The following is a 13,754-nucleotide window of genomic DNA, read 5'->3' as shown; positions in this document are numbered from 1 at the left end:
CGAGGGTCGACGGGCCGCGCCCGTGCCGGTGTGGTTCAGCCGATCAGGACTCGCCCCGCAGCGTGTCGGCGACGTCCGGGTTCTCCTCGAACCACGCGTCGACGGCCTCGGCGTACTGGCCCTCGCCGTACTCGTTGACGACGAGGTTCTCCAACGAGCCGTACTGCTCGTCGGTGAGCGTGAAGTCGCTCATCAGTTCGGCGACCTCCCCGCAGTCCTCGGAGAAGCCGGCGCGGGCCAGGTTGTGCAGGCCCTCGGGCTCACCGAGGGTGCCCTGCGGGTCCTCGAGGTCCTTGACCGGGAACTGGCTGTTGGCCCAGAACGGCCGCCACAGGGTGACGACGATGTCCTCCTCGGCGTCGATCGCCGCCTGCAGCTCGGCCAGCATCGCCGTCGTCGAGGACTCGACCAGCGTGTAGGAGTCGGTCAGCCCGTAGCCGGGCATCACGCTCTCCTTGGTCGTCCGGGTCAGGCCCGCACCCGGCTCGATGCCGATGATCTGGCCGCCGAACATGTCGGCGTTGCCGGCGAGATCCTCGATCGAGTCGATGTCGGTGTACTCGGGGACGGCGAGGGTCAGGACGGCGCCCTCGTACCAGGCGCCGAGGTCCTCGATCTGGTCGCCGTACTCGGCCATGTAGTCGGCGTGGGTCACCTCCGACCACGCGGAGGGGTAGACGTCGACGTCACCGCCGGCCAGGCCGGCGTACAGCGGCGCGGCGTCGGCGATCTCCTCGAACTCCACCTCGTAGCCGCGGGACTCGAGTACGTCCTGCCACAGGTGGGCCATGCTCAGGCCGTCGGTCCAGGAGGGGATGAAGCCGAGCGTCACCGAGTCGCAGGTGGCGGAGTCGCCGCCGCTCGCGGAGACATCGGTGTTCTCGTCCTCGCCGCCTCCGCAGGCGGTGGCGGTCAGGGCGATGGCCGCCATGCCGGCGGCCAGGCGGACACCTCGGCGTGTCGTGTGCGTGCTCAACGGACTGGTGCTCCTCTCGGTGGTGCAGAACGGCCCGCGTCGTGCGGGCCCGTGCACGCGGCAGCCGCCGTCCAAAAGGACGGCAGGTGGCCGCGCAGGTCAGGTGGTTCGGACGGTCAGGTCCTGGATCCGGCCGCGACGGGAGTCGCGTCCGGAGTGGCGGCGGGGTCGGCGACCGCCTCGACGGGTGCCCGTCGACGGGTCAGCAGGGCCCGCAGCCCGCGTGAGCGCCCGCGCTCGCCGAACGAGGCGGTGAGCCGGTCGAGGTAGATGGCCAGGATGACGACGGCGAGACCGCCCTCGAAGCCGAGGCCGACGTCGAGCCGGGAGATGCCGGTGACCACCACGCTGCCGAGCCCGCCGGCGCCGATCAGCCCGGCGATGACCGCCATGGACAGCCCCAGCATGATCACCTGGTTGATCCCGGCCATGATCGTGGGACGGGCCAGGGGCAGCTCGATGCCCCGCAGGATCTGGCCGCGCGAGCTGCCGAATGCGTGGCCGGCCTCGACGGTCTCCCGGTCCACCTGCCGGATGCCGAGCTCGGTGAGCCGGACCCCGGGTGGCAGCGAGAAGATGATCGTGGTGACGACGCCGGGGACCACTCCGATGCTGAAGAAGATCACCGCCGGGACGAGGTAGACGAAGGCCGGCATGGTCTGCATGAAGTCCAGCACCGGTCGCACCGCGGCGCTGACGCGGTCGTTCTTGGCCGCGGCGATCCCGAGCGGGATGCCGATCACCACCGAGATGATCGTGGCGAACAGCAGCAGCGCCAGTGTCTCCATCGCCGGCTCCCAGAGCTGCATGCTCTGGACGAGCAGGAGTCCGGCCAGCGAGCCGACCCCGAAGACGACCGAGCGCGCCGCCAGCCCCAGGGCCGCGAGCAGGACGGCGAAGAGCACCGGGGGCAGGAACAGCAGCCCGTCGACGAGCCCTTCGACCGCACCCTCGGTCACGGTGCTGATCGCGTCGAAGACCGGATCCAGGTTCTCCTTCAGCCAGTCGAAGCCGGCGTCGACCCAGTCGCCCACGGGCACCCGGGGCAGGCCGCCGTCGCCCTCCTCGTCGGTGGCGGCGAGAAGCAGGAACTCACGCACGAAGGCCCTCCAGGATCTGCGGCCCCTGGCGGGGCCCGGCCGCGGCGGCAGGCCGGTGGTCGCCGTCGGGCGTCTCGCCGCCGAGGGCGGCGAGCAGGGCGGTGCGGGTGACGACGCCGAGGCGCCGGCCACCGGAGTCCTCGACGACGAGCGGCCGGTCGGTGCCCGCCGCCGTGGTCAGCAGGTCGGCCAGCGGTGCCCGGGCCGAGACGGTCGACGCCGTGGCATCCACGTCGGCCGGTAGCGGGGTCATGACGTCGGAGGCGGTGAAGACGCGGGCGCGGTCGACGTCGGCGAGGAAGCTCGCGACGTACTCGTCGCCCGGCTCGGCCAGGATCTCCCCCGGCGTTCCGGTGCGCACGATCCGGCCGTCACGCATGACCGCGATGCGGTCGCCGATCCGCATGGCCTCGTTGAGGTCGTGGGTGATGAAGATGATCGTCTTGCCGAAGCGCCGCTGGAGCTCGAGCAACTGGTCCTGCATCTCGCGGCGGATCAGCGGATCCAGCGCGCTGAACGCCTCGTCCATGAGCAGCACGTCGGTCTCGGCGGCCAGGGCTCGGGCCAGGCCGACCCGCTGCTGCATGCCGCCGGAGAGCTGGTCGGGCCGGTGGTCCGCCCAGCCCTGCAGACCGACCAGCTCGAGGGCCTCCCGAGCGGCAGCCAGGCGGGTGCGCCGGTCGACGCCGCGCACCTCGAGGGCGTACGCCGCGTTCTCGGCGACGCTGCGGTGCGGCAGCAGCGCGAAGTGCTGGAAGACCATGCTGATGTGCTCCTGCCGGAGCCGGCGCAGGCCGGCCGGGTCGAGCGCGGTGAGCTCGGTGTCCCCGATGTGCACCCGTCCCGCGGTCGGGGCCAGGAGGCCGTTGAGCATCCGGATCAGCGTCGACTTGCCGGAACCGGACAGGCCCATGACGACGAAGATCTCGCCGGGATCGGCGCTGAAGGAGACGTCGATGACCGCGGCCGTGGACCCCGCCGCGCGCAGTTCCGCCGCGGACGCCCCCTGCCGCAGCCGGGCGACCGCCTGCTCGGGTTGTCGACCGAAGACCTTGAACACTTCATCAACCTGTACTGCTGGCACCTTCACCTCTCTCGTCGGACCCCCCACCCGGACGGCGCGGGCGCGTCCCTGACGCGTTCCGGCCTTGCTGGTCCGTTGGGCACGGTCCACCGCGTACGCCCTGGGAGCGCAGCAGCGTGGTGTACGGCGGGGTGAGAGGAACCGCCTCCGTCGGCGCGCGATCCGGCCTCCTGCCTGGATCGCACCGACCCCGCGTCGATTGGCGAAGCTAACAGCGCGCGGCGGCCCCGAAGCCCGAACACCAGCGATGGACATCGACCCGCAAAGAGATCGACATGTGCGGCGTGATCTCCGCCGCATCTGCGGATCAGCCGCGGTCGGCCACCCGGTTGCGCGCCGCACGGGCCAGCCGGCCGACCGCTGCACCGAGGTCCCCGGTGCAGGTCAGCGGGCCGGCGAACGGCACACGGATGTCCTGGTGCCCGCCGGGCCGTTCGATGCGCAGGCGGAAGCCGAACCGGTCCATGCCCAGCGGGCGCACGACGTCGCCGGGGGCCAGCGACCCGGCCGGCAGCAGTTCCGCGAGCAGGCGCAGGAACTCGGGGTGATCGCGGTCGAGGTGCGCCAGGTGCTCGGCCTCGATCGCGGCGAGCGGATCGGGCCGGGCGGCGAGGAAATCCAGCGGGCTCACGTCCAGCGCCCGCCCGCCGGCAGAGAGCACCACCTCGGCGAGGTCGAGCCGGAGCAGCGCCACCGACCGGCCGACGTCCAGCAGCACACCGTCGGGGCGGGTGTCGGCGAACGCGAGGACGGCGGCCCGCTCGTCGCGCGGACGGACCGGAGTGAGCCAGCCCGACAGCCACAGCTGGGCGCGCACCGGACGGCGGAGGGGTACGGGCGCGTGGTCGCTGACCATGACCAGGGCCGAGAGGTCCGACCGAGGAGCCGCTCCGACGGCGCGCACGACGTCGCCGCCGGCCGGCACGGCGATGAGGAACTGCTCCGCCTCGGTGACCGCGTGCGCCAGCACCCGGCTGCTCTCCACCCCGGCGGCGCAGACGGTCGCACCGCGTCCAGCCGCCACCGTCCGCGCCCGCTCGGCCGGCCCCGGGCAGAGGCCCGCGAGGTCGGGACGATGCGGCTCCGGCGCGGGGCGGCTCGGACAGGTCGACATGGCGCCCTCCTCAGTGGTTAGGGCAGCCTAACCATAGTGAGGTCGCTCGGGCCAGCTTCGCCTGCGGTGGGCTCAGCTGTTCAGCGCGATGGTGCGCCGCAGTCCTCGACGGCGGGTCCGGTGCCAGAGAATGGCGCCCGCCCAGATGAGGACCGTGACCCAGTTCACGTCCTGCGGCCTGCCGGACACCAGCAGGAAGACGACGCGGGCGAGGACCGCCGTGAGCCACAGGACCAGCACGACGACCAGCACCCGCTGGGTCCTCGACGCGCCGTCCGGGAACAGCCCCTGCCCGAGCAGCAGCCCGGCGAGGTCGACCGCCGCCGCCCGCTGACGTTCGTCGTCGAATCGGACGCCCCGCGCGACCTCGCGGCCCAGCCGCGCCGCCTCGCCGGCGGAGAGCCGATGCCGCCGCACGACGTCCCCCCACGGATCGGGATCCCGCCCGGGACGCAGCCGCGCCCAGAACGTCCGGCCGCCCAGCCACCAGGCCAGGAGCGGTGCGCCCACGAGGAGCAGCGCGATGGTCAGCCAGGCAGCGGTCACGGACCGTACGGTGCCGGGTCGGACGGAGCCGCGCCGCGGTCAGCCGCGGGCCGTCACCCGGTCGCGTGACCCGCGGACGTCAGCTCACGTCGTCGTCGTCCACCGGCAGGTCGGCGTTCTGCTCCAGGACATCGGCCTCGTTCGCCTCCCGGTCGCCCACCGGCCGGAACGGACTGCCCGCCTCGCCGGGACGGGCCGACAGCTGCTGCTCGAGGGCATCGGCCTCGGGTACGCCCTCGCGCGGGGCATTCGCGTCGCCGGCCGAGGTCACGGCCGGCGGATCGAGCAGCCCCTCCTGCTCCGCGCGGTCGGCGTCGGGCACCTCGCTCGGGGTACCGGGTCCGGTCACGTCGTCCTCCTTCGTCGAGCCGTGGCGGGTCGCGGTCCCCATCCTGCCCAAGGCGGTGACCTGCGGCAGACCGGAGGCCGATCGGGTGACCGATCGGCGGCGGACGTGCACAATCGCGGGTGATGGAGGCGGCCGCGGACTATCAGTACGCGCCGCTGCGGATCCCGCCGGGCACATCCCGGTCCGCAGCGGCGACCATGCTGAGCCTGCAGGCGGACACCGGCGGTTGGGAGCTGGCGAGGCTGCAGTTGCACCCCGACGGCACCCGCAAGGCGATCCTGCGACGTCGCGTCCGGCTCTCCTACCTGCCGCTGCCGGTCATCTAGACGCCGGGTCCCATCTCGGACGCCCCGCCGGCGTGATGAGGGCGCATGCGGCGAGCGGTCGTCGGCCGACGCCTTCCACCGCGTTCACCGCCTCCCCATCCTCTGGGAGACACGGGGCGCCGCGGGAGCGCGGAGACCGCGCGCCGAGCCGGTCCACCACTCCGGTGGCGCACATCGAAGTCGGTGCCGCCCGACGGGCGGCACCGACTCCGGCGTCTCGCGGACCGAACGACAGGTGTTCGGCTCGGTCCGCGGACAACTCCGACCGGCCGGCTCAGCCGGGCCTCCCGGGCTCCTCGACGCCCTGTCCGAGCGATCGCAGGCGTAGCGCACCGTCGACGGCGGTGTCGTGGGACGGCCGGACGACGGACATGTCCAGCGCGGTCGCCGCTCGTCCCGCGGAATGGGAGCCTTCGACTCGTCCGGACGATCGCCTGACGGTCGACCCGGTGTCGGGCGGGCCGGCGTAGCGGCGGATCTGGTGCGCGATGACCCGCGCGACGCTGCTCGGCTCCCACCGCTGGCCCGCTGGTGTGGGGTAGCCCTCCGCGTTCAGAGCGGCCGCGATCCGGGCGAGCGGGGCACCGTACTGATGCAGCTCGAGCAGTCGCCGAAGGGCACCGCCCACACCGGCGTCCCTGCTGGGGCGGCTCGGCGTCCAGGCGTGTGAGGTGGGCGCGGTCACCGTCGCGATCGGGTTCAGCCACTCCCGGCCGCTCGACAGGGCGGACGCCGGCACGGCCGTGCTCCAGAGCCAACCCTGCGCGGTGACGACGCCGAGCCGGCGGAGGAGGGCGTTCTGCTGCGGGGTCTCGACGCCCTCCGCGACCACGGCGACTCCCACCGCCCGGGCCAGCTCGACGATCGACGCGACGATGGCCAGGGCGTCCCGCCGCTCCGTGATGCCGGCGACGAAGCTGCGGTCGATCTTCAGCGCCGAGATCGGCAGATCCCGCAGGTATGCCAACGAGCTGTAGCCCGTGCCGAAGTCGTCCATGGCCACCCGGAAGCCCTGTTCGCGGAGGCGCCGCAGCAGGGCCACGGCGGCGTCGGCGTTCTGCATGATCGCCGTCTCGGTGATCTCGAGGACCACCTGCGTAGGCGGCAGGCCCGACGATCTCGTCCAGCTCAGCAGGTCGCCGAAGTCGAAGGCGTCGGTCAGGCTGGCGGCGGACAGATTCACCGCGACGTAGGCGTCGGGGGGCACCGCGCCGGCCTCGCGGAGAGCGGCCATCTCGAACACCGCCCGGCGGAGCACCCACCGATCGAGCTCGGGTGCCAGACCGGTGATCTCCGCGACGGTGACGAAGCTGCCGGGGGGCACCGGGCCGCGCTCGGGATGGGTCCAGCGGGCCAGGGCCTCCATGCCCACGACGGCTCCCGTGCGCAGGTCCACGATCGGCTGGTACTCCAGGTGGAGGACCTCGGCGGCCAGCGCCGCGCGCAGGTCGGCCGACAGTGCGTACCGGTGCTCCACGTCCTCACCCAGCGTCTGCTCGAAGACGTGCACCCGCGCGCGGCCGGCGCCCTTCGCGGCGTGTACGGCGGTGTCGGCCTGACGCACGAGGTCCGCTGCCGAGCAGGACGACCCGGCCTGCGCGGCGGTGACGCCGATGGATGCCGCCACGTGCACGGCGGCTCCGCCGATGAGGAAGGGCTCGGCGAGGGCCTCGACGAGACCGCGGGCCACCGCCTGCCCTTGGTCCTCGTCGGCGTCCTCGCAGACGATCACGAACTCGTCCCCGCCGAATCGGGCGACGGTCGCGTTGCCCAGCGCGGCTGCTCGGAGGCGAGCACCGACACCGACCAGCAACTGGTCGCCGACGTCGTGACCCCGGGAGTCGTTGAGCATCCGGAAGTGATCGAGGTCGACGAGCAGCACCGCGGTCGAGTGCCCGGCCGTCGTCAAGGCGTGCGTCAGCCGGTCGAAGAGCAGTGTGCGGTTGGGCAGCTGCGTCAGGGTGTCCTCCAGCGCGACCGTCCGCAGCTCCTGCTCGGCCCGACGGACGTCGGTGATGTCGGAGATCATCACCAGCGAGCCCTCGGGCGTCCCGTCGCCCGCGTGCAGCGGGGTCGCGGAGACCAGCAGCCGCCGCTCGCAGCCGTCGGGGTGGGGATAGGCGATCTCGGACCGCTCGGCCCCGCGCTCGGAGCCGTTCCCGGGCCGGTCCGACACGACCGCTGCAGCCCACGGGTCGAGGACTGCCAGCAGGTCGCCGGTCTGCTCCGCCGGCACCCCGAGGATGGCCGCCACGCGGGTGTTCGCGTACAGCGTCTCCGCCGCGGTGCTCACGACCCAGATCCCCTCGGCGGACGCCTCGGCGATGGCGCGGAACCGTGCCTCCGACGCACGCACGGCGCGGTCCCTCTCCCACGCGGACACGTCCTCGCGCACCGCGCCCTCCGGGACGACGGAGCAGACGAAGACCACCTGGGTCGCGTTCGCGTCGGCGCCCGTCAGCACCGACCAGGACGTGTCCACCTCGAGGCCGGAGCCGTCGGCGTGCCGGATCCGGAGCGGGGTGGTCCCGGACGCGCTGCCGTTCCGGGCGGCACGCAGGACGTGCTGGAGCTGCGCGTGGGACCAGGGCTGGAGGAGCGTGCGCATCGGTGCACCGAGGACCTCGGAGCAGGGGTGGCCGGACAGCGCGGCGAACGCGGCGCCGGCGGCCAGCACCGTGCCCGACAGCGAGCACGACAGCAGCACGGTCGCTGGCCCGTCCCACCGGACGCCGGGCACCGGCGCCCAGTCCCCCGTCGCCGGAGCGGGCGGCGCGTGGTCGACCTCGTCGCGGGTCCTGACCGACGCCTCGTCGTCACCCGGTGAGCCGTCGTGGTGTGCCGTGGCCACCTGTCCGCTCCTGTGCTTCTCGTGGCGATCCGGTGCGCTGCTGCGCACCGGATGGCTCCAGCCTCTTCTGGCGGTGGAGCTGCCACCAGATGCGCCTGTGCCAACCGCCTAGTGCGCATGCACCAGCACCGGCCCGGCCCCCGCTGCGAGTGCCGGCCCCAGGTGGCTGGAGTCCGTCGTCCCGGCGATCAGCCGCCCTCGACGAGCCCCTCGCGGACGGCGATCGCCAGGACCTCGAGCTTCGAGTGCGCCCCGAGCTTGGCCGAGAGGTTGGCGACGTGGTTCCGGACGGTGTGCACGCTGATCGTGAGTTCCTGGGCGATGTCGGCGTTGGACAGCCCCCGTGCCAGCAGGTCGAGGATCTCGCGTTCCCGCTCGGTCAGCTCGGTGCGGCCACCGCCGGTCTGCCGGTGCAGCCGCGGCAGGAGGCGGGTGAGCAGCTTCGCGCTCACCACCGATTCGCCCTGCGCGGCCGCGCGCACGCCGTCGATCACGTCGTCCAGCCGCTGGGTCTTGGCGATGAATCCGGCGGCACCGGCCTCCATCGCGGAGACCAGGACCCGTTCGGAAGTGGCGGCGGTCAGCACCACGATCTGCGCGGACGGCCGGATGTGGTGCAGGCCTGCGATCGCGCTCACCCCGTCACCGTCGGGCAGCCGGTGGTCGAGGAGGACGACGTCCGGGGCGGCGGAAGCCACCAACCTCTGCGCTTCGCTGATGGAGGTCGCCTGCCCCACGACGAGCACATCGGGTTGCGACTGCAGGGCATGCGCGAGGCTGGTGGCGAACATCTGGTGGTCGTCGACGATCAGGACCCGGACCGCGGCGGGGGCGGGCCCGTCGGGCGCCTCGGGCCGCATCACGCCGCGAGTCTGACACGAGCCCGCCTCCCGGAGACCGGTCCGACCGGTGGCGGTACCACTGAGTGCCGGAAGGACCGGACGGTCGTGCCGCCTGGTACCCGCGCACTAGACCGGCAGTGCGCACGCATCACGACAACCGGCGGGTCGTCCGCCAGCGTTCTCCTGTGCCCACGCAGGTCAGCGGCGAGATCTCCGTCGTCGTCGCCGATGACGACGCGCGGGTGGGGGCTGCCGTGGCCGGCCTGCTGGAGCAAGAGCCGGATTTCCGGGTCATCGCTCACGTCCTCAGCGGTGACGACGCAGTCCGGGTCGCTCGCGAGCACTCGGCGGCACTCGCCCTGACCGACATGCGGATGCCCGGAGGGGGCCCGGACCTCGTGCGACGGCTGGTCGCCCTTCCCCACCGGCCGATCGTGGCGGTGTTCTCCGCTCAGGCGGACTCGGCCAGCTGGATCCGCGTCCTGGCAGCGGGCGGATCGGCGTACCTGCTCAAGGGGACGGGCGCCGGCGACCTGCCGGCGGTACTGCGCAGGTGCATGCAGGGCCATCTCGTGGTCGGCGTGCCCGGCGCGCCCGACGTGGTCCGCCGCATGCTCTACCGCCACCCCTAGGGACCGTGCCGGGCGGAGCTGCCGCGCGCGCTCACCTCACGCGCCGTCGACGTCGCGCGTCCCCACCGGCGCACGCCCGTTCCCGACGGGGTGCGCGAGGGACACGTCCGCACCGGGCGCCGGCAGGAAGAACGACACGGCGGTACCCATCCCACGGGGGCCCGGCCCGGACCGCCACCAGCCGCCCGACGCCATCGCGCGGTCGCGCATCCCCACCACCCCCGAGTGGCGGCGCCCCGAGCGCGTCGCGGCGGTCCGGTCCGCCCCGATGCCATCGTCGATGACCCACACCTCCGCGCCGGCGTGGGTGGCGTCGACCGTGACGGTGACGTGGCGTGCCTCCGCGTGCTTCCGGGCGTTCACCAACGCCTCGCGGGCGATCCGGTACGCCGAGACCCGGACCTGCTGGGGAAGCGTGGCCTGACCCCGTTCCTCCACGGACCACGCGATGTCGGAGTCCTCGAAGATCTGCGCGGCCGCCTCGTGCAGGCCGTCGTGCAGCGGCGCGTCGAGGACCGGTGTCTCCAGTTCGAACAGCAGGTGCCGTAGCCGTATCCCCGCGCCGTGCACGGCGTCCATCGCCGTCTCGACGCCGTCGGCCTCGTCCGGGGCGCGGTGGCGCAGACGGTTCCGGAGGGCACCCAGGCGCAGGTCCACGGCCGCCAGCGCCTGGATGGAGTCGTCGTGGACGTCGGCGGCGATACGGGCGCGCTCGTCGTCCTGGGCCTCGACGAGGCGTTCGCTCAGTGCCCGCTGGCGGGCCGTGGTGAGGGCCCGGAGCTCCCGGAACGTCAGTGTCGTCCGCCCGATCATGAGCACCCCAGCGGCGACCGCCACGAGCGTGGCCAACCAGCTGACCTCTGCTCCGCGGCTGCCGTGGGTCAGGAGACCGAGCACAGCGAGGCCGCAGACGCCGGGCAGGGCCAGGACGCTCACCCCCTCGAGGTCCACGCGCCGCGACTCCACCCGGCGCAACGAGGCCAGCGCCGCCCCGGCGAGCAGGAGGCGGGCCACGAGCCAGCCCAGGTCGATCGGCTCACCGCCGATGTAGGCCCCCCGCTCGACGAGCTCCGCGTAGATCGCGTCGGTGACGAAGAAGGTCACGAACGACGCACACAGCAACCACCAGGACGCGCCGGCGCTGCGTCCGAGCATGGCGAGCGCGGCGACCGCCAGGGACAGGAGCAGCAGGTCGGCGATCGGGTACGCGGCGGTCAGGGGCGTCGCACCGTCGTCACCGAACGGCACGCTCGCCCCGTCCACGTACGTCTCCGCCAGCGCCGCCGCGGTCAGGCCGGCGATCAGGCCGTCGAGGGAGAGGCTGACGGGCATGCGGTGCGCTCGCGCGCGTAGTCGCAGGACCAGGCCGACGGCGAGCAGGGCGTAGAAGAGGAGCCAACCCGCGTCGGCCAGGGACGGGCTGGGGATGGGCTCGAGATGCTGGTAGTACGCGAAGTATGAGGTGCTCGCGGCCATGGCCGCCACGAGGCCGGCGGTCATGAACAGCCAGGCGGCCCGGTCCCGGCGGTCGATCACGGTGCGCAGCCCGAGCACGACGATGACCAGGCCGTCGACGATCGTGTTGAGCCACCAGTCGATGGCCGCCTGGTAACCCGGAGCCTGACGGACACCGGGCAGGAGTGTGACCGCGTAGAGCGATCCCAGGATCAGCATGAGCCAGGTGCTGGCCCGCAGGAGCAGGCGGGTTGCGTGCGGCACATCGCCTCCGCATCTGCCGCTGGTCGGTTCCCACGAGGCCAGGGCGGCGTCGCCGACCGCTCCGGACCAAGGCTCCCACATGCCGTACCCGTGGAGAGTGTCCGTGACGGAGGGGCGGCGGCGGCCGCAGCGACGCCTGATGACGGCGCAGGCTCGCGCTTCCGCTCGGTTGCCCCCGCCCGACGTCGCTGCGGCTACCTCCGTCCGCCATTCCGCCGGCAGTCCGCTGTCGGGAGACCCCCACGGTCCCGGGCGGTCGACGGCCGCCGCCGGCTCGCGCACCTTCGGCCGCGGGGACGCGCAGCAGCCGCCTCCTACGGGACGAGGACGACCTTGCCCACCGTGTCGCGGGAGGCCAGCTTCATCAGCGCCTGGGGCGCCTCCTCGAGCGGATGAACCGCGCCGACCAGCGGGTCGACGGCGCCGGACCCGACCAGCTTCACGAGCTCGTCGTGCACCGTCCCGAAGATCGAGGGCTCGTGCTTGCGGTACAGCCCCCAGTGCAGGCCCACCACGCTGTAGTTCTTGACCAGCAGGTGGTTCGCCCTCGCCTCGGGCATCCGGCCGCTGGTGAACCCGACGACGACGAGCCGCCCCTCGAACGCGATGCACTTCGTGCTCTTGTCGAAGACGTCGCCGCCGACCGGGTCGTAGACGATGTCGGCCCCGTGCCCGCCGGTGATCTCCTTGACGATCGGGACGAAGTCCTCGGTCGTGTAGTCGATGACGTGGTCGGCGCCGAGCTGGGTGCAGACCTCGGTCTTGCGAGCCCCGCCGGCGGTGGCGATGACCTTCGCACCGGCGGCCTTGCCGAGCTGGATGGCCGCCGTCCCCACTCCCCCGGCGCCGGCGTGCACGAGCAGCCAGTCGCCGGCCTGGATGTTCGCGCGGCGGTGCAGACCGACGTAGCCGGTCTGGTAGGTCAGGTACAGCGACGCGGCCTTCTCGTCGGTCATCGAGTCGGGGACGGGCCAGGCGTTGTTCGCGTCCATCAGCGCGTACTCGGCGAAGGCACCCGGACCGCCCGAGGGCGAGCCGATGACCCGCTGGCCGGTCTCGACGATCTCGCCGCACAGCTCGACACCCGGGGTGTAGGGCAGCGGTGGCTTCTCCTGGTACATGCCCATCGCCATGAGGACGTCGGGGAAGTTCAGGGCGGCGGCCCGCACCTTGACCAGCACCTGGCCCTCGCCCGGGGTGGGCCGCTCGACCTCGTCGAGGCTCATGACCTTCGAGGGATCACCCAGTTCGTGTACCCGCCATGCACGCATGGGTCCGACATTGCCAGACGCCTCGTGACCGCCGTCACCGGGCCCTCTGGTGATCAGGAGACCTGATCACCGAGGGTCCTACCTCGCGGTCGACGGTGCGGGAGGACCCCGAGCGGTGAGGGAGGACGGGTCAGCGCATGCCGGGCGGGCGCAGCGCCTCGGGGACGACGGCGGTCTCGCCGCTCTCGGTCTTCGCCGACGGCACGCCCTTGAACTTGTACGGGACGGCGCCGATGCCCGGCTGGATGATGTAGGCCGCTCCCGGCTCCCCCTGGGTCCAGGCGGCGATCATCGCGTCGGCGACCTCCTCGGCGGTGAGCACCGGGAAGCCGGCCCTCTCGAACTCCTCGCGGATCGGGTCGATGATCGCGGTGTCGGCGAAGCCCGGGCAGATCGCGGTGACCACGATGTCCTCGCCGACCAGCCGAGGCGCCATCGAGCGGACGAACGCCACCGCGCCACCCTTCGCGACGCTGTAGCCGGGATCGGTGGCCATGGGCGAGAGGCCCGCCAGTGACGCCGTCACGACGATCGAGCCGCCACCCGCGCGACGCAGCGCCGGGAGCGCCGCCTCGGTGCCGTAGACGACGCCGAAGAGGTCGATGTCGACGACGCGGAGGAACTCGTCGACGTCGAGCGCCTCGCGGGACTTGCCGGCGATGCCGGCGTTGAGGAATGCGGCGTCCAGCCGGCCGTGGTCGGCCTCGACCTGCGCCACGACGGCGGCGTTGGCCGCCCGGTCGGTGACGTCGAGGACGACGAAGTGCGCGTCGAGGTCGGCGGCCACCTGCCGGTTGCGCTCGCTGTCGAGGTCGGCGAGCACGACGGTGACGTCGAGTGCCCGCAGCTTGGTGGCGAGGGCGCGGCCGAAGCCACCGGTCCCTCCGGTGATGAGAGCGACGGAGCCGGGGGCGGGTGTGGGAGTCGTCACCCCGGCATCACAC

General features: G+C 73.0%; 13 protein-coding genes. 2 read left to right on the top strand and 11 right to left on the bottom strand.

Translation table 11 applies throughout. From position 1 onward, the window contains the following. Positions 1-43 precede the first annotated feature (43 nt). The 6 genes from FHU33_RS11765 to FHU33_RS11740 all read right to left on the bottom strand — a co-directional run bounded on the left by FHU33_RS11765 (position 44) and on the right by FHU33_RS11740 (position 5,169). On the bottom strand, positions 44-976 hold the full coding sequence (locus FHU33_RS11765) for a glycine betaine ABC transporter substrate-binding protein (RefSeq protein WP_246063532.1): 933 nt from the start codon (positions 974-976) through the stop codon (positions 44-46). Positions 977-1,092: 116 nt separating this feature from the next. Next, positions 1,093-2,076 (bottom strand): ABC transporter permease, encoded by a 984-nt coding sequence (locus tag FHU33_RS11760; protein ID WP_142025530.1) that lies wholly within the window; start codon positions 2,074-2,076, stop codon positions 1,093-1,095. Beyond that, positions 2,069-3,136 carry a quaternary amine ABC transporter ATP-binding protein gene (locus FHU33_RS11755; protein ID WP_246063530.1) on the bottom strand — a complete coding sequence of 356 codons (1,068 nt, stop codon included), beginning with the start codon at positions 3,134-3,136 and terminating at the stop codon, positions 2,069-2,071. Before FHU33_RS11755 ends, FHU33_RS11760 begins: the two co-directional genes overlap by 8 nt. Positions 3,137-3,467: 331 nt before the next feature. Further along, on the bottom strand, positions 3,468-4,274 hold the full coding sequence (locus tag FHU33_RS11750; RefSeq protein ID WP_142025528.1) for a DUF2470 domain-containing protein: 807 nt from the start codon (positions 4,272-4,274) through the stop codon (positions 3,468-3,470). Between the two features lie 72 nt (positions 4,275-4,346). Continuing rightward, on the bottom strand, positions 4,347-4,820 hold the full coding sequence (locus FHU33_RS11745; RefSeq protein ID WP_142025527.1) for a hypothetical protein: 474 nt from the start codon (positions 4,818-4,820) through the stop codon (positions 4,347-4,349). A 79-nt stretch (positions 4,821-4,899) separates the two neighbouring features. Then, positions 4,900-5,169 (bottom strand): hypothetical protein, encoded by a 270-nt coding sequence (locus FHU33_RS11740; RefSeq protein WP_142025526.1) that lies wholly within the window; start codon positions 5,167-5,169, stop codon positions 4,900-4,902. A 122-nt stretch (positions 5,170-5,291) separates the two neighbouring features. On the opposite strand from FHU33_RS11740, the gene FHU33_RS11735 reads away from it, so the two are divergent. After that, positions 5,292-5,495 (top strand): DUF5703 family protein, encoded by a 204-nt coding sequence (locus FHU33_RS11735; RefSeq protein WP_142025525.1) that lies wholly within the window; start codon positions 5,292-5,294, stop codon positions 5,493-5,495. Between the two features lie 274 nt (positions 5,496-5,769). Here the strand turns inward: FHU33_RS11735 and FHU33_RS11730 are convergent, their stop codons facing one another. Both FHU33_RS11730 and FHU33_RS11725 read right to left on the bottom strand, forming a co-directional pair. Next, positions 5,770-8,346: an EAL domain-containing protein gene (locus FHU33_RS11730; RefSeq protein ID WP_170182428.1), complete on the bottom strand. Its 2,577-nt coding sequence runs from the start codon at positions 8,344-8,346 to the stop codon at positions 5,770-5,772. 188 nt (positions 8,347-8,534) lie between these two features. Next, positions 8,535-9,206 (bottom strand): response regulator, encoded by a 672-nt coding sequence (locus tag FHU33_RS11725; protein WP_246063906.1) that lies wholly within the window; start codon positions 9,204-9,206, stop codon positions 8,535-8,537. A gap of 167 nt (positions 9,207-9,373) precedes the next feature. Here FHU33_RS11725 and FHU33_RS11720 point away from each other — a divergent pair, with 167 nt between their 5' ends. Further along, the gene (locus tag FHU33_RS11720; RefSeq protein WP_170182427.1) at positions 9,374-9,820 is read left to right on the top strand and encodes a response regulator; all 447 of its coding nucleotides are present in this window, start codon (positions 9,374-9,376) and stop codon (positions 9,818-9,820) included. A 36-nt stretch (positions 9,821-9,856) separates the two neighbouring features. On the opposite strand, the gene FHU33_RS11715 is transcribed toward FHU33_RS11720, so the two are convergent. The 3 genes from FHU33_RS11715 to FHU33_RS11705 form a co-directional block, all read right to left on the bottom strand. Beyond that, positions 9,857-11,539, bottom strand: a complete 1,683-nt coding sequence (locus FHU33_RS11715; RefSeq protein WP_142025521.1) for a sensor histidine kinase — start codon at positions 11,537-11,539, stop codon at positions 9,857-9,859. Between the two features lie 314 nt (positions 11,540-11,853). Beyond that, positions 11,854-12,765: an NADPH:quinone oxidoreductase family protein gene (locus FHU33_RS11710; protein WP_246063528.1), complete on the bottom strand. Its 912-nt coding sequence runs from the start codon at positions 12,763-12,765 to the stop codon at positions 11,854-11,856. A 175-nt stretch (positions 12,766-12,940) separates the two neighbouring features. Continuing rightward, entirely contained in the window at positions 12,941-13,741 is an 801-nt protein-coding gene (locus FHU33_RS11705) for an SDR family oxidoreductase (RefSeq protein WP_142025519.1), read from the bottom strand. Positions 13,742-13,754 lie beyond the last annotated feature (13 nt).

The sequence above is a fragment of the Blastococcus colisei genome (genome assembly GCF_006717095.1).
In the GTDB taxonomy this organism is placed as follows: domain Bacteria; phylum Actinomycetota; class Actinomycetes; order Mycobacteriales; family Geodermatophilaceae; genus Blastococcus_B; species Blastococcus_B colisei.
This window is presented reverse-complemented; position numbering and strand designations above follow the sequence as displayed.

Coding starts and splice junctions, on each gene's coding strand:
- FHU33_RS11725 (WP_246063906.1), bottom strand. CDS start 9,206: ATGCGGCCCGAGGCGCCCGACGGGCCCGCCCCCGCCGCGGTCCGGGTC.
- FHU33_RS11735 (WP_142025525.1), top strand. CDS start 5,292: ATGGAGGCGGCCGCGGACTATCAGTACGCGCCGCTGCGGATCCCGCCG.
- FHU33_RS11710 (WP_246063528.1), bottom strand. CDS start 12,765: ATGAGCCTCGACGAGGTCGAGCGGCCCACCCCGGGCGAGGGCCAGGTG.
- FHU33_RS11750 (WP_142025528.1), bottom strand. CDS start 4,274: ATGTCGACCTGTCCGAGCCGCCCCGCGCCGGAGCCGCATCGTCCCGAC.